The organism is Moraxella sp. K02 (assembly GCF_041154755.1).
Taxonomy (GTDB): Bacteria; Pseudomonadota; Gammaproteobacteria; order Pseudomonadales; family Moraxellaceae; genus Faucicola.
Map to the genome: position 1 here is coordinate 2,467,516 of NZ_AP031590.1, position 14,464 is coordinate 2,481,979.

The following is a 14,464-nucleotide window of genomic DNA, read 5'->3' on the forward strand; positions in this document are numbered from 1 at the left end:
ATACTGGGCTTCGGTCATCTTTGGGTAAGGGCTAATGTTGTTCAATTAGCTATAGATATATACAATCAACCTAAAGACGTTAAAGTTATTGTGTTTACACTCGTACACTATTTTTGCTAAACTTTCATAAAATGTTATTCAAAAAATATTATTCAAAAATTCGAGCATGAAATGACCACAAAAATTAGCCCAAAAAAGCCCCGCTACGACGAACGCCCTGACCATGAGCGTATTGTCATCACCGGCATGGGAGCCATTACCCCGCTAGGACTCGATGTAGAGAGCACTTGGCAACGGCTCATTAATGGCGAAAGCGGTATCAAAGCGATTAGCCATTTTGACGCCACTGACTACCGCGCACAAATCGCCGGCACAGTGGATGGGTTTGATATCGGCTTGTACATGAACGCTAAAGACGCGCGTCGGTATGACACCTTTGTACAATACGGCGTTGCCGCAGCAGCACAAGCCTTGAAGCAAGCAGGTTTTATCAGTGAGTTGCAAGCCGCGCCTGTACAGCAGGTTGACCCCGACCGTATCGGGGTGATTATCGGCTCAGGGATTGGTGGTATCACCACCATTGAAGACACAGCGGTAAAACTTAATAGCGAAGGTCCGCGTAAAATCTCGCCGTTTTTTGTGCCCTCAGCCATTGTAAATATGGCAGCTGGGCAAGTGGCGATTCGTCATGGGATTAAAGGGTTAAATCTTGCCACTTCTACCGCTTGTACCACAGCGACTCATGCGATTGGCTTGGCGGCACGGTTGATTGCGTATGGCGATGCCGATGTGATTTTGGCAGGGGGGTGTGAAAAAGCCTCAAGCCAGCTGGGTATTGGTGGCTTCTCAGCAATGCAAGCGTTATCAACGCGCAACGATGCACCCACCAAAGCCAGTCGTCCATTTGACAAAGACCGTGATGGTTTTGTGTTGGGTGATGGTGCAGGCGTGCTAGTGATGGAAAGCCTTGCCCACGCCAAAGCGCGCGGTGCAACGATTTTGGCAGAGTTTGTCGGCTTTGGCATGAGTGATGATGCCAGTCATATCACCGCGCCACCGGAAAATGGTGAAGGTGCGGCTATGGCGATGCGTCACGCCTTGAGTGATGCTGGCATTGCCCCCACTGACGTTGGCTATATCAATACCCATGGCACCAGTACCCCAGCGGGTGATGTGGCAGAGAGCCGCGCGATTGCGGGTATCTTTGGTGAGAACATGGTAGTAAGTTCCACCAAATCGATGACCGGTCATCTACTGGGTGCTGCAGGCGGTATCGAAGCGATTTTCACCGTTAAGGCGCTGCAACAACAAATATTGCCACCGACGATTAATTTGGATCATCAAGACCCTGAGTGCAAGCTTGACTATGTAGCGCATACGGCCCGTAAAGTTGACCACTTAACCCATGCGATTTCTAACAGCTTTGGGTTTGGTGGCACCAATGGCTCGCTGTTGTTTGCCAAATGGCAGTAACGATAAATAGCAATCACAGCGATGATAACATTAATATTTTAACGGTGTGAATTTTGAAAACGGCTATTGAAATTGTAGCCGTTTTTTCGTTAAATGAGGCTATCCTATTTCATCCTTAACGCTGGACACCATTCATGTCAGGATTTGCCTTTTCCCACCAATTTTCAAAGCGCTGGCTTGCCACCCCTACCCCTGTCAAACATGCTATTATTCAAGAACTCGATGATATCGTTACCTTGCTTTATCCCGATACCGACCTTGATGAGTATGAGTTTAGCGTGCCTAATCTGCATGATAAAGTCGAAGAATTACTGGCTATCGAGCGTGACCACCAAGAAAAATTACAAGTACAAGCACGTGAGCGCGAGCTTGAAGAACAACGCCTAGAACAAGAAAGATTAGAACAACACAGGCTGGAACAGGAGCGCTTAGAAACTGAACGCCTAGAAACCGAGCGTTTGGAAAAAGAGCGCCTTGAGCAACAACGCCTTGAGCAACAACGACTTGAACAACAGCGCCTTGAACAAGCACAGTTAACACAAGAAAACGAAAAAGAACGCCAAGCGCAAGAAGAACGTCTACAACGCGAACGCCAAGCACAAGATGACGCAGCCATTGCGCTACTCGAGCAAGAACGCGCCATTGCCAAACAAGCGCATCTGGCAAAACAAAGCAATCCTGCAAAACCAGCGACGCAACTATCAACTGGCTCAATCGAGGTCGCGAATCACGAGCTAGATGAACAAGCGCAAACCACGGATACTGCAACCAGCGATGTCACGATTGAGCGCCATCGCAGTGAGATGGTCTATGCCATTGATCACACTGATACCGCTGATAACACTGATAACTTTGCTGAGGCTGAGCCGTTAGCTGATGACCCAACAGCGGCAGTGCTGACCCAAGAAACGCGCGTTACTGACCCACTTGCCGATATTGACAACCTATCTATCGCCACCACGCCCGCTATTGAACAAATCAAACAAGATATCGTCAAACAGCTACAAGGCTATATCGACAACTATTTACTCGAATCAATGACGCTGATGAATGAGGATTTGAATCAATGGCTCAAAACCGAAGTGGAAAAACAGCTGACTGTTCGTTTATCACAAAGCCATCAAAGCCATTAGGCAGGCGCTTGACTAAAGATATCGTTAGATAACCCATAATGATGACGGGCTTTGATACATTGCTCGTCACCGACTTGTACCGATTGGCAGGTGCTTGAGCGTTTATCATAGATTTGGCAGGCTACCGAGTTACCAACTTCGCCCGCTAATGCAATACATCTGACCGGCTTTGTTTCGGTACCTTTCATACAGGTATAAAAATCATTGACTTTGACCGTCATCTCTTCGGGAATACCGAGTGCCTCGCCTTCTGCCCAATAAAAAGACACCCGATAGTTAGCGCAACATGCGCCACAGTGCATGCAGATATCGCTATCCGCCGCTGCGATTGGTTTAAAAAAAATTTCTGTCATTGTTACAATGCCATGTCATTATCATTGTTAACTACCCGTTTCATCAAAAACGGCTAAAAATTTAATATCAGCCGTGCAACACTTTATAAATGGTATTGGCCATCACCTTGCCAATGCCATTTACTTGCCCAATTTCATCTTGTGACGCACCAAGCAGCTGCTGCAAGCCGCCAAAATGATTGAGTAACTCTCGGCGGCGTTTTTCCCCCAACCCAGGGATAGCTTCTAGCACCGAGCTTGAGCGGCGTTTATCGCGTTTTTTGCGGTGTGCAGTAATGGCAAAGCGGTGCGCTTCATCACGGATATGCATAATCAAATGAAGTGCCTTGCTATCAGCCGGCAAATCGAGCGGCTCACGGTCAATAAAATGCAGTACTTCAAGCCCAGCCTTGCGACCTTCGCCTTTTGCTACCCCGACGAGCAAGGTTTGGGTTAAAATCCCCAGCTCGCTCAGTACCTCTTTTGCCATATTAAGCTGCCCCTTACCGCCATCGATCAGCAATAAATCTGGCAGCGGCTGTTTGCTATAGCGGCGGCTTAATACTTGCTTCATGGCGGCATAGTCGTCACCGCCCGTTATGCCATGAATGGCATATTGGCGATAGTCGCGTTTGCGCAGTCCGCCTTGGTCAGCGACCACACAGCTGGCGGTGGTGGCTTCACCCATGGTGTGCGAGATATCAAAACATTCGATACGGTCGAGCGATTTGCCTTGCAGCGCCTCTTTTAATACCTCATTGAGCGCGTTAAAGCGAGATTTGACTTCCAAATAATCGCCCAATTTGGTTTGCAGGGCGTTGTTGGCATTCATTTGGGCAAGGGTGAGCCATTCATTGCGCTGCTCACGAACTTTGGTTTTTATTGTCACCTTTTTGCCAAAGGTTTCAATTAAGGCTTCTGTCATTGCGGTTTGGTCGGGCAACTCATGACTTATAATCAGCTCTTCGGGTAAATCATCACTGACTTGAAAATAAAATGAGCTGACAAACTCAGACAAGTTATCCGCTATATCGTTTTCACTATCCACATCAGGAAAATAATTGTTGCCACCCAAAACCTGCCCATTACGCACATTCATGACATGCACACAGGTAATGCCCGCTTGACTGGCGATGGCGATGATATCAGCTTCACCTTTGACCGTATATACTGCTTGCTTGGCTTGTACTTCGCGTAGCATCGACAGTTGGTCGCGATACAAGGCGGCTTGCTCAAAGTTCATGTCTTCAGCCGCTTGCTCCATTTTACCTACCAATTTGACTTGCAAATCCGTGCCTTCGCCTTTTAAAAATCGAATGGTATTGTTGACGTCATCGGCATACTCTTCGGGCGATACCAGCCCGACACATGGCGCTTTACAGCGTTTGATTTGGTACTCTAGGCAAGGGCGTTGACGCTGGGCAAAAAATGCATTGGTACATTGGCGCACCATAAACATTTTTTGCATCATTAATAAGGTTTGCTTGGCAGCATGCGCCGAAGGAAAAGGTCCAAAAAATCTGCCTTTTTGGTGCTGGCCTTTACCGCGCCCATAGGCAAGTCTTGGATAAGGTTTATCGGCTGAGATAAACACGTATAGATAGGATTTATCATCACGCAGTAACACGTTGTAGGGCGGTCGATGCAGCTTGATAAGGTTTTGCTCAAGCAGCAGCGCTTCGGTCTCAGAGCGGGTTATGATGGTTTCGATGTTGTCGATACGTTGCACCAGCGCCCGCGTTTTGGGATGGTCGATGGTTTTGGCAAAGTAGCTATTGACGCGGCTTTTGAGCGATTTGGCTTTGCCCACATAGATGATGTCGCCATTTTTGCCCAGCATTTTGTACACGCCTGGTAAGTTGGGCAGGCGCTTAATCAAGTGATCCAATCGCGCTTTGCGGTCGGCAGTCGCTGCAGCAATTTCAATGGTTGCAGGGTCGATACTGGGCGTTTTGTTTTTGGGCATTGCTTGTTTACTATTTCACGATTTTTATACTATATTAAGTTAATTCAATCACTTTTCAATGCAAGTAAGATTAAACTTTAACAGGGACAGCCAGATACAAAACCCTTCTACCCGCCTAACAAGTCATTATGCGATGTAATCGCTTATGTCCTAGCTGCAGGCAAGGTATAATGATAATCGTAAAAAAACTTGCACAAGTAGTTACTATCTGCTAAAAATCCATTCGTTAAAAATCTTTGCCGCTTTTGACCCGAATGGTTTGTCCTGCGGGGCGTTTTTTGATCCAGTTAATGAATTTTTGCATCTCGCTATGCTCTGCAAGCCGCTCAACCGTATGGTAGTAGCTGGATAATTCTTGGTTGCTAAACACTTCATGCACTTGTGCATGACAAGCAGGACACAGCATGGCGATGTCGTTTTTCATTTCATCACGGCTAAATTCGCGCTTGGTACGGGCTTTGTCGTGGCGGGATTTGGGAATCAGATGATGTTGGGTTAATTCAACTTCATCACGTCCACACAATTCACACGGTGGCGATGGCACTTTTTCAGCCAAAATCGCCTCCCAGAATGCTGCATCTTCATTATTTTTTGCTTTACCTTTTGCCATTAATTTGTCACGCTTTGCTATCAGTTGTATCCATCATACAATAGCATTGTTGCCTTGCCAATGGCGTGTTGTGCAATGCTTTTTTCATGTTAAAAACGAGTCTGCCATGTTATCCAATTTATCCAAGCTATCTAAGCTAAGCCAAACCTTTCAATCTCAAGCCAAAGATTACTTTAATCCGTTTCATAACCCCAAGTTGTTAAAGCAGTTTTTTAACTTTTATCCGCCATATTTTGGGGCGGGTATCCGTGTTGACAGCCTTGATTTCGCCAACCACCATATTCGGGTGCGTTTACCCTTAAACAAACTCAATCAAAACATCGTCGGCACCCAGTTTGGGGGCAGTTTGTATTCGATGACCGACCCATTTTTGATGATTTTGTTGATGCAAGCATTGGGCAATGAGTACGTGGTATGGGATAAGTCGGCGAGCATTGATTTTGTTAAAGCGGGCAAAAGCGATGTGTTTGCCGATTTTCACCTTGATGACACCGAAATCGATACCATAAAAGCCTTAGCAAAGGATGGTAAAGCGGTGTTCCGCAATTATGACGTACAGGTGGTTGACGACCAGAATGAGGTGGTCGCCACTGTCACCAAAACCCTGTACATTCGGTTACGAGCCTACAGTAAATCAAAAACCCAAACGGTCAGAATTTAGCGGAAGGGCGTTAGTCTTTGACCGCCATGGTGATGGTATAGGTTTTGCCTTGTTTGAGCTTATCGCTATTGCCAAAAACTTCAGTAAATGAGCGTTTCATAAAGTCCCGCAGGCCGTTGATGGTCACCACATAGAACCGTGCGCCACTCTCCATCGCATTGTAGGCATCGAGCAAATACAGATAATGTTGCTCTTTACTGGCTTTGGCAGGTAAGTTACTCATGACTAGGCTAAATTTTTTGTCTTTTTCAACATCCCGAAAGCCATTGGATAGCTGAACTTGGGCATTATTTAAATGATTTTTTTGGCAGTTAAGTTTGGCGTATTCTACCGCCACAAAGTCTTTGTCGATGAGCAAATGCTGTCCGTTTGGGCATTCGCGGGCGGCCGTCATACCCAGTACGCCATAGCCACAGCCTAGGTCGATTGAGTGGTCATCGGCTTTGAACTCGATATAGTCAAGCAGCATAAGACTACCCTCATCGAGTTTTTCGGGCGAGAAAATTCCCCAAGTGCTGGTAAAGTGAAACGGCTTGCCAAGCACATCTTGGGTGAACTGGATGTCTTCGCGCCAGTAGGCAGATTTTTTGAGTAAGTCAGGGTCGATGGGGTGCATGTTTATTCCAAAAATTAAAGAAGGGTTAAGCCAAATGGCTGATACGTGCTAAATTTGCCGGCGGACTAAAAACAAGCCATAGTAAAATATGCGTATCAACGATAAAATGGGGCTTTAGTTTTTTTGACAGCTTTTTCATAGATTGATAAATTCTTCTTCGGTCATCTCAAAATCATCTTTGATGGTAAAACTGCCTTTGCCAACCATTTGCCCAAATTGGCGTTTGGTTTTTCGCTAGGCTGTGAGGATTTTCCTAAATTTTGAGTGACCAAAAAATTGATAAAATCCAATGCTGTTTGCTGACTTGCAGGCGGCAGTATTTGCAATTGGTGAACGGCTTGGGCAATCGTTGGGCTTGGATTAGTGATTTGCAATTTTATTCCTTAAATCTATTATTAACAAACAAGAAATAAATGAGAGTTTGGGCAGTCAGGAATACCCATACTCATTTTTTTTGGGTAAGTTTCATCAGTCGGTAAACCACCGCCTCCAACACGAATTTCATCGCCTTCCTTATACTTTTTACCTTCAAAAGTAAGTGTTTTACTGGCTTCATCCCAATTTATGGAACTCTTTTCAAAAATAGGTTGGGTATAATCGTTTCCATTCGCTATTACCAAACAACTACCTTGTACTTTTAAACGACCACTTAATGCTGCTGCCATACAAGTAGGAATTTCATTGGGTTTTGGTTTGGGGCGTACAAAAGTCGCTACTCTTGAATCGGGAATTTCTTTACCTATTTCAACAGGTTTTGGTGTGGAAGCTGGCGGAATTTCAGCTTTTTCTATAAGCGTATTTTGCTGACAACCATACAAGCCAAAAACCATCGTTAAACCAACCATTTTTAACTTTGAAAACATTTTAAAATCCTTTTAAATCACCTTACTAAAACGATTGCCTTCTTTACTCGCCAAATAAGTATCAAACACCATCGCCACATTGCGTCCGAGCAGTCGCCCTTTTGGTAGCACCCGAATGCCTTTGGCGTCCATATCCACCAGTTTATCCGCCTGCATCTCGCCCAGTTGGCGGATTTCATCAATAAAATACGTCATCGGGTCAATGCTAAAGCGCGCATTCACATCTTTAAAATCAATATAATCATGGCATAGCAGATTCATAATCACATAACGGCGCAGCAAGTCAGGCAAGCGCGCAGAAATCACCTTAACCGCAGGCAATTTTCCCGCATTGATGAGATTTTGGTAATCATTCAAATCCGTTGGATTTTGCAAAATATGCAGACCAATTTGGCTAATCGACGACACCCCAAACCCCAGTAAATCACAATTGCCATGCGTGGTATACCCTTGAAAATTGCGGTGTAATTTACCTTCACGTTGCGCAATCGCAAGCTCATCATCAGGCTTGGCAAAGTGGTCAATGCCGATATATTGATAGCCTGCGTCAGTCAGCGCATGGATGGTATTACCGAGCATGGTTAGTTTGTCGGCAGGGTTTGGCAAATCCGCTTCATTAATCTGACGCTGACCTTTAAATCGCTCTGGCAAATGGGCATAGTTAAAAACAGACAGACGGTCTGGTGAGATAGCAATGATGCGCTCAACCGTATTGCGCATGCTATCCACCGTTTGGTGCGGTAACCCATAAATCAAGTCAATATTGATAGAATGAAACCCAAGGCGGCGAGCTTCCGTCATCACACCTCGAATCAATTCTTCTGACTGCACGCGATTGACGGCAATTTGTACTTTTTCTTGCAAATCCTGCACACCAAAGCTCACCCGATTAAACCCAAGTCCACGCAATATCTCAAGCGTGGTCGGACGCAATTCGCGTGGGTCAATTTCAATCGAATAATCAGCGGTAGGTTTATCGCTAAAAGTAAATTGGGTTTGCAAAAAGTTCCACAATTTGACCAGCTCATCATCGGTCAAAAAGGTGGGTGTACCGCCGCCAAAATGCACTTGTTCGACGATAGGGTCCCCTTGCATCAAGCTGCGTTTATGCCGAATTTCGGCAAAAAGATACGCTAAATAGTCGCCTGAATCACTGTTTTTCTTGGTGATGATTTTATTGCAGCCGCAGTAATAGCACAGATGGCGACAAAATGGGATGTGAAAATATAAGGACACTGGCACCCGTGGGTCTTTTTCTGCCAAAACGCGGGCTTCCATGCCGTCAGCAATCGGGGCAAATTCTAGTGCGGTTGGGTACGAGGTATAACGGGGACCTGAGCGGTTGTATTTATTGATGATAGCTTCATTAAACAAATGGGTTTGGGTCGTGTAGCTACGATTGGCATTGGCATACGGATTTTCGATGATTTCGACAGGACGATCAAAGGTGGGCAGTTCGCTGTCAGATAAAGGGCGAGTTTGGTCTGTCATAATAGTCTCGTATAGCGTGTAGCGTAAAATTCTCGGAATATTGGTTGTGATTATAACATAGTCATCATAGATAGCCGATGATGAGAAAATAGATGAATTATGCTATGATTTAGTCGTTTTTTATCAAAAATTGTCTAGTTGCTGCCATAAAAAAACTGCCTGCTGTATGTCAAGGTAGCCGCCAAGTGGTTGAAAAAGGATTTTAAAAATGTCGTTTGCTCAAGTATATACGCGCTCGGTGGTGGGTTTAAACGCGCCAAGCGTAATGGTTGAAGTACATTTATCGCAAGGATTGCCTGCAGTCACCATGGTCGGCTTACCTGAAGCAGCGGTGCGCGAGAGTAAAGATAGGGTGCGCTCTGCCATTATCAACTCGGGTTTTCAATTTCCCAATCGCAGATTAACTATCAACCTTGCGCCCGCGGATTTACCCAAAGATGGCGCACGGCTTGATTTGCCCATTGCCATAGGTATCTTGGCAGCGAGTGGTCAAATTGATGAAACCGTGCTTGCGCAGTACGAGTTTATTGGCGAATTGGCGCTCAATGGCGATTTACGAGGCATTGCTGGGGCGTTGGCAGTATCACGTGCACTCAAGGCAGACCAGCGCACCTTGATTGTTCCCAAAGACAATGCCGATGAAGCGGTCAAAGTCGATGGCGTGAAGGTGTTGCAAGCCGATACCCTCAAAGCTGTGTGCCAACACTTGATGAATGAGCAGCAACTCAGCCAAGCCGAGCACAAGGCATCTTACCAATCAGCCAATTATCAGCTAGATTTAGCCGATGTCAAAGGACAACACCAAGCCAGACGTGCGCTAGAGATTGCGGCAGCAGGCGGACATTCCCTATTGTTTTGTGGCTCACCGGGGACAGGCAAAACCTTGATGGCATCTCGCTTACCCACCATTTTGCCACCGCTCAACGACCATGAAGCGCTTGAAGTTGCCAGTATTTACTCGATTGCCAACAGTGATTATGACTACGGCACACGCCCTTTTCGCCAAGTCCATCATACCACCTCAGCGGTGGCGCTCGTGGGAGGCGGCTCGTCGCCCAAACCCGGTGAAATCACGCTCGCCAATCGGGGAGTGTTATTTTTGGATGAGATTCCAGAGTTTGATCGCAAGGTGCTTGAGGTACTCAGACAGCCCATTGAGAACAAAGAAATTGTCATCAGCCGTGCCAACTCTCAGGTACGCTTTCCCGCCAATTTTCAGCTGGTAGCAGCGATGAATCCCTGCCCCTGTGGCTACTATGGGGATAAATCAGGTCGCTGCCAGTGCCGACCTGAGCAAATCAAACGCTATCAAGAAAAACTATCAGGACCTTTGCTGGACCGTATTGATTTGCATATTACCGTGCCTGCCCTGCCTGCCAGTGATTTGCAATCAGCACAGAAGGGTGAGTCTTCTGCGGTAGTGCGTGAGCGGGTGATACAAGCCTATCAGCGTCAGCAAACCAGACAGGGCAAAGCCAATAATGAACTCTCCCCCAGTGAACTTGACCAATTTGCGCCGCTTGGCGATGCAGAAAGTCGTATTTTGGCAATGGCACAAAGTCGGCTGAATCTGTCCGCGCGCGGCTATCATCGCGTCCTTCGCGTCGCCCGCACGATTGCGGACTTGGCAGGTAGTAACAATATTCAGACACCGCATCTGACAGAGGCATTAAGTTATCGTAGTCAATTAACGAATGCCTAATTTTCGTGCTAACTCACCATACAACTAGCCTATAAAAACGGATGCTCGCGAAAAAATGTGGGCGGCAGGTTATCGTATTGGGTGTCGTTGACGTATTTGGCTTCAAACTGTTTTTTTAGCGCTTTATAATCCGCATTGGCTCGGCATTCATCCCATTTTTGCTTAAAAATTTGCGCGGATTGGGCTTTGATTTGCGCGGATTCAAGCTGCTGTGATTGCTGTGGCAATTGCTCACGCCCATGCGCGCCACTTTGTCCTTTTTTAGCGTCAGGGACAGCGCCGTCATATTTTTTGCCCCCTTTGTGATTGGCATAACGACGCGAGCGCGTATAACCCATTTGGATAAATTTACGCGCCATATCAGCACCGACAAAATCCCCTTGAGCAAGGTAGTCCAAAAACATCGCATAGATGGTATCGCTGCTCTCGTGCGCAAGTTCTGGCGTAGCAAATCGCCAATGCGGCAAAATCTCGGATTTATACGGCTCTACCAATAATACGCCCTGCTCACCGCGTCCCACCCGATACAACGCTGGATGCTCGCGAAAATTCAGCGTGTCAAAGTTGAGATGATAGTTAAACTCGTGCATGACTCAAAAACTCAGTCAGCGTAGCAAAGTCATCAAAGGTATGGGTCGGGTGATAGTCACGAATATCCTGTCCATAGTTATAGCCGTATGATAATCCCAAGGTATCCATGCCCGCATTTTGCCCTGCCAAAATATCGTTTTTGGAGTCACCAATCATATAGCTTTGAGCGATGCTAAAGCCTAATTGGTCACAGACGTGCAGTAGCGGCATCGGGTCAGGTTTTTTGGCAGGCAAGCTATCGCCACCCAAAATATAGGCAAAAAGGGCTTGCCAACCCAATTTTTCGACAATCGCAGGAACAAAATCAATGGGTTTATTGGTGGCAATAGCGAGGGTATAGCCTTGCTCTTTAAGCTGACGCAACCCTTCACTCACCCCTACATAAGGCTGGGTTCTGACACAGGTATTTTGATGGTAGTAGTCAAAAAACAGGGCAAGCGCCTGATTGGTATCGTCTTCAGTGAGATTGGGGTCAATAGTTTGTGAGCCTGATAAGGCACGTTGCACTAGCACTTTGCCGCCATTGCCCACCCAGTTGCGGATGACATGTTCGCTAAAGTTGGCTTTGCCAAGCGTGGTTAGCATCGCATTGACGGCGTCAGCCAAATCTGGCACGCTATCAATCAACGTACCGTCCAAGTCAAAAATAAGTAACGATTTTTGGGTGATATTTTCCCCAGTGGATGGGGGGATTGGGCTATTAAGTGATTCGCTAGACATGGTGTTTCCTATCGTTTTTTCACCAAAATTGATAGGCTACAGTGTAGCAGAATCACTTAAAAATACCATGCAACCGTCCATTAAAATAACCTAACCCTGACAACCAATTCCGCCTAAGAGCAGGTTTGACTAAAAAACGTTAGTTTTCGCCATTACTCGGTTGATAATCTAGTGAGGCATCAGCGATTTCATTGCTAGCTTCGGGATTCAGCGCGCTGTCCTTTTTGGCGCCCAGTTTTTGATAACGCACATCTTCACCGGTAATACAAAAAATCAATTGCTCAGAGATATTACGCGCATGCGCACCAATACGCTCTATCGAACGTAGCACCCATAAAATATCAATGACTTTTGCTACATAGCGACCATCTTCCATGATGTAGGTCATCATCGCGCGTGACGCAGATTTGTACATTGCATCAATTTCACTATCCTGCTCTATCACTTGGTAAGCACCTGTTGCATCAAACTTGGCAAAGGCTTCTAGCGCATTTTTTAGCATCATCTGCACAAAATTACCCATTTGATGCGCTTCATGATACCCAATCGGTGATTGACCTTCACGGGTGGCACGGCGCGCCATCTTGGCGATTTTTTTGGCTTCATCACCAATACGCTCAATGTCAGCACTGCATTTGCTCACTGCCATGATTAGGCGTAAGTCGGTAGCAGCAGGTTGACGACGTGCCAATACTTTGACCACCGAATCATCAAGCTGCTGCTCAGTAAAGTTGATTTCTTTGTCACCATCAATGACATCTTCGGCAAGCGCCACATCACTTTTTACCAAAGATTCAATTGCTTTGGTGAGATTGGCTTCTGCCATGCCACCCATTTTTAAAAATAAATTGACCAAGTTTTGTAAATCTTGGTCATAACTTTTTGATAAATGCTCACCAATTAAATTCATATTTCCCTTCCTAACTCATGGATTGTGACTCATGGACTGTGCAAAATTGTGATTAAAAAAGACGTTAAAGAAAAGCTAACTATAACTAAAAATTACGACAAAATGATGAAAAATAGCGCGCCTATTCGCTGATATTGCATCATATAAACCGAGCAAAAAACCTAACAAACATTTCAATGTCATCAAACTTTAACATAACCGTAATAGATTTGACATTTTGTTACATTAACATGGCAACAATTTTTCAGCTTTGGGTGATTTAAAACGCGACATATTGGTTGGCGACTCCCAAGCTAAGTTACCATCTTCCCTGACAATCATCTCATTTGTCCATCAAGGAATCATTATGAAACTATCACATTTAATCGTCAGTGTGGCGTTAGCTGCTGTAGGCGTACAAGCCAATGCTGTCAACATTACAGGTGCTGGTGCAACCTTCCCACAACCTGTTTACTCAAAATGGGCAGGCGCGTATCAAAAAGCCACGGGTAACCAAATCAACTACCAAGGTATCGGTTCTTCTGGCGGCATCAAACAAATCCAAGCAAAAACGGTTGATTTCGGTGCCACTGATGCGCCAATGAGCCCAGCAGAGCTTAACGCAAGTGGTTTAATACAGTTCCCAGCCGTTATCGGTGGTGTTGTACCTGTGGTTAACATCGCTGGCGTAAAACCAGGTCAATTAAGACTATCGGGCGCCGTCCTTGCTGACATCTATATGGGTAAAATCAACAACTGGAGCGATGCACGTATCAAAGCATTAAACCCAGGCGTTGCCCTACCCTCTGCTAAAATCACCACGGTTAACCGTTCAGACGGTTCAGGTACCACGCACGTCTTTACAACTTACTTAAGCCAAGTATCAAGCGATTGGAAATCAAAAGTAGGCGCAGACAAAACCGTTAAATGGCCCAATGCTGCAGCAAGCGTGGGTGGTAAAGGTAACGAAGGCGTATCAAGCAATGTACAACGTGTTGCAAACTCAATCGGCTATGTTGAGTACGCTTATGCAAAACAAAACCGTTTAGCTTATACCCAACTTCAAAACCGCGCCGGTAAATTTGTGATGCCAGACGACACAACCTTTGCCGCAGCATCAAACATTAACTGGGCACAATACCCTGGTTTTGCGGTGACGATTACTAACATGCCAGCAGCCAACGCTTGGCCAATCTCTGCAGCGACGTTCATCCTCGTACCTCGTACGGGCGGTGCTAAAGCGAAAGAAGCGTTAAAGTTCTTTGATTGGTCATTCAACAATGGTGACGCAATGGCTACTTCTCTTGACTACGTACCACTACCAGCAGCAACTAAAGCTGCGGTTCGTAAAGAGTGGACTAAAGTTAAATAGAGCGTTGCATAATCGCATAAACATAAAAACCCTGCCGATAGGTAG

Annotated in this window: 15 protein-coding genes; 5 read left to right on the forward strand and 10 right to left on the reverse strand. The window is 45.9% G+C overall.

Annotated elements, in window-relative coordinates:
- The first annotated feature begins 171 nt into the window (after nucleotides 1–171).
- Nucleotides 172–1,473 (forward strand): beta-ketoacyl-ACP synthase II, encoded by a 1,302-nt coding sequence (gene fabF, locus ACAM39_RS11185; RefSeq protein WP_369627727.1) that lies wholly within the window; start codon nucleotides 172–174, stop codon nucleotides 1,471–1,473.
- Between the two features lie 134 nt (nucleotides 1,474–1,607).
- Entirely contained in the window at nucleotides 1,608–2,606 is a 999-nt protein-coding gene (locus tag ACAM39_RS11190) for a hypothetical protein (protein ID WP_369627728.1), read from the forward strand.
- On the opposite strand, the gene ACAM39_RS11195 is transcribed toward ACAM39_RS11190, so the two are convergent.
- The 3 genes from ACAM39_RS11195 to ACAM39_RS11205 form a co-directional block, all read right to left on the reverse strand.
- Nucleotides 2,603–2,959 (reverse strand): YkgJ family cysteine cluster protein, encoded by a 357-nt coding sequence (locus ACAM39_RS11195; RefSeq protein WP_369627729.1) that lies wholly within the window; start codon nucleotides 2,957–2,959, stop codon nucleotides 2,603–2,605. The two genes, ACAM39_RS11190 and ACAM39_RS11195, sit on opposite strands and share 4 nt — an antisense overlap.
- Before the next feature lie 67 nt (nucleotides 2,960–3,026).
- Nucleotides 3,027–4,904, reverse strand: a complete 1,878-nt coding sequence (uvrC, locus tag ACAM39_RS11200) for an excinuclease ABC subunit UvrC (protein WP_369627730.1) — start codon at nucleotides 4,902–4,904, stop codon at nucleotides 3,027–3,029.
- 226 nt (nucleotides 4,905–5,130) lie between these two features.
- The gene (locus tag ACAM39_RS11205; protein WP_369627731.1) at nucleotides 5,131–5,514 is read right to left on the reverse strand and encodes an HNH endonuclease; all 384 of its coding nucleotides are present in this window, start codon (nucleotides 5,512–5,514) and stop codon (nucleotides 5,131–5,133) included.
- 106 nt (nucleotides 5,515–5,620) lie between these two features.
- Between ACAM39_RS11205 and ACAM39_RS11210 the strand changes: the two genes are divergently transcribed.
- Nucleotides 5,621–6,175 (forward strand): DUF4442 domain-containing protein, encoded by a 555-nt coding sequence (locus tag ACAM39_RS11210; protein WP_369627732.1) that lies wholly within the window; start codon nucleotides 5,621–5,623, stop codon nucleotides 6,173–6,175.
- 10 nt (nucleotides 6,176–6,185) lie between these two features.
- On the opposite strand, the gene ACAM39_RS11215 is transcribed toward ACAM39_RS11210, so the two are convergent.
- The 4 genes from ACAM39_RS11215 to hemN all read right to left on the reverse strand — a co-directional run bounded on the left by ACAM39_RS11215 (nucleotide 6,186) and on the right by hemN (nucleotide 9,145).
- Entirely contained in the window at nucleotides 6,186–6,791 is a 606-nt protein-coding gene (locus ACAM39_RS11215; RefSeq protein ID WP_369627733.1) for a class I SAM-dependent methyltransferase, read from the reverse strand.
- A gap of 161 nt (nucleotides 6,792–6,952) precedes the next feature.
- Entirely contained in the window at nucleotides 6,953–7,165 is a 213-nt protein-coding gene (locus ACAM39_RS11220; protein ID WP_128681029.1) for a hypothetical protein, read from the reverse strand.
- Nucleotides 7,166–7,186: 21 nt separating this feature from the next.
- Nucleotides 7,187–7,654 (reverse strand): hypothetical protein, encoded by a 468-nt coding sequence (locus ACAM39_RS11225; RefSeq protein WP_314027285.1) that lies wholly within the window; start codon nucleotides 7,652–7,654, stop codon nucleotides 7,187–7,189.
- Nucleotides 7,655–7,666: 12 nt separating this feature from the next.
- A complete protein-coding gene (gene hemN, locus ACAM39_RS11230; RefSeq protein WP_369627734.1) occupies nucleotides 7,667–9,145 on the reverse strand; it encodes an oxygen-independent coproporphyrinogen III oxidase in 1,479 nt (492 codons plus the stop codon).
- A 208-nt stretch (nucleotides 9,146–9,353) separates the two neighbouring features.
- Here hemN and ACAM39_RS11235 point away from each other — a divergent pair, with 208 nt between their 5' ends.
- Nucleotides 9,354–10,847: a YifB family Mg chelatase-like AAA ATPase gene (locus tag ACAM39_RS11235; protein WP_369627735.1), complete on the forward strand. Its 1,494-nt coding sequence runs from the start codon at nucleotides 9,354–9,356 to the stop codon at nucleotides 10,845–10,847.
- A 29-nt stretch (nucleotides 10,848–10,876) separates the two neighbouring features.
- Here the strand turns inward: ACAM39_RS11235 and ACAM39_RS11240 are convergent, their stop codons facing one another.
- From ACAM39_RS11240 to phoU, 3 genes are all read right to left on the reverse strand, one after another.
- The gene (locus tag ACAM39_RS11240) at nucleotides 10,877–11,437 is read right to left on the reverse strand and encodes a DUF4385 domain-containing protein (RefSeq protein WP_369627736.1); all 561 of its coding nucleotides are present in this window, start codon (nucleotides 11,435–11,437) and stop codon (nucleotides 10,877–10,879) included.
- Nucleotides 11,424–12,158, reverse strand: a complete 735-nt coding sequence (locus ACAM39_RS11245; protein ID WP_369627737.1) for a phosphoglycolate phosphatase — start codon at nucleotides 12,156–12,158, stop codon at nucleotides 11,424–11,426. Before ACAM39_RS11245 ends, ACAM39_RS11240 begins: the two co-directional genes overlap by 14 nt.
- 139 nt (nucleotides 12,159–12,297) lie before the next feature.
- Nucleotides 12,298–13,068, reverse strand: coding sequence for a phosphate signaling complex protein PhoU (phoU, locus tag ACAM39_RS11250; protein WP_076775614.1), 771 nt, complete (start codon nucleotides 13,066–13,068; stop codon nucleotides 12,298–12,300).
- Between the two features lie 346 nt (nucleotides 13,069–13,414).
- Here phoU and pstS point away from each other — a divergent pair, with 346 nt between their 5' ends.
- The gene (gene pstS, locus ACAM39_RS11255) at nucleotides 13,415–14,419 is read left to right on the forward strand and encodes a phosphate ABC transporter substrate-binding protein PstS (RefSeq protein WP_369627738.1); all 1,005 of its coding nucleotides are present in this window, start codon (nucleotides 13,415–13,417) and stop codon (nucleotides 14,417–14,419) included.
- Nucleotides 14,420–14,464: the final 45 nt, after the last annotated feature.

Bases quoted from the DNA above. Each gene is read 5' to 3' on its own strand.
- ACAM39_RS11215 (WP_369627733.1), bottom strand. From the start codon at position 6,791: ATGCACCCCATCGACCCTGACTTACTCAAAAAATCTGCCTACTGGCGC.
- fabF (WP_369627727.1), top strand. From the start codon at position 172: ATGACCACAAAAATTAGCCCAAAAAAGCCCCGCTACGACGAACGCCCT.
- phoU (WP_076775614.1), bottom strand. From the start codon at position 13,068: ATGAATTTAATTGGTGAGCATTTATCAAAAAGTTATGACCAAGATTTA.
- ACAM39_RS11235 (WP_369627735.1), top strand. From the start codon at position 9,354: ATGTCGTTTGCTCAAGTATATACGCGCTCGGTGGTGGGTTTAAACGCG.
- ACAM39_RS11195 (WP_369627729.1), bottom strand. From the start codon at position 2,959: ATGACAGAAATTTTTTTTAAACCAATCGCAGCGGCGGATAGCGATATC.
- ACAM39_RS11210 (WP_369627732.1), top strand. From the start codon at position 5,621: ATGTTATCCAATTTATCCAAGCTATCTAAGCTAAGCCAAACCTTTCAA.
- hemN (WP_369627734.1), bottom strand. From the start codon at position 9,145: ATGACAGACCAAACTCGCCCTTTATCTGACAGCGAACTGCCCACCTTT.
- uvrC (WP_369627730.1), bottom strand. From the start codon at position 4,904: ATGCCCAAAAACAAAACGCCCAGTATCGACCCTGCAACCATTGAAATT.
- ACAM39_RS11190 (WP_369627728.1), top strand. From the start codon at position 1,608: ATGTCAGGATTTGCCTTTTCCCACCAATTTTCAAAGCGCTGGCTTGCC.
- pstS (WP_369627738.1), top strand. From the start codon at position 13,415: ATGAAACTATCACATTTAATCGTCAGTGTGGCGTTAGCTGCTGTAGGC.
- ACAM39_RS11205 (WP_369627731.1), bottom strand. From the start codon at position 5,514: ATGGCAAAAGGTAAAGCAAAAAATAATGAAGATGCAGCATTCTGGGAG.
- ACAM39_RS11225 (WP_314027285.1), bottom strand. From the start codon at position 7,654: ATGTTTTCAAAGTTAAAAATGGTTGGTTTAACGATGGTTTTTGGCTTG.
- ACAM39_RS11245 (WP_369627737.1), bottom strand. From the start codon at position 12,158: ATGTCTAGCGAATCACTTAATAGCCCAATCCCCCCATCCACTGGGGAA.
- ACAM39_RS11240 (WP_369627736.1), bottom strand. From the start codon at position 11,437: ATGCACGAGTTTAACTATCATCTCAACTTTGACACGCTGAATTTTCGC.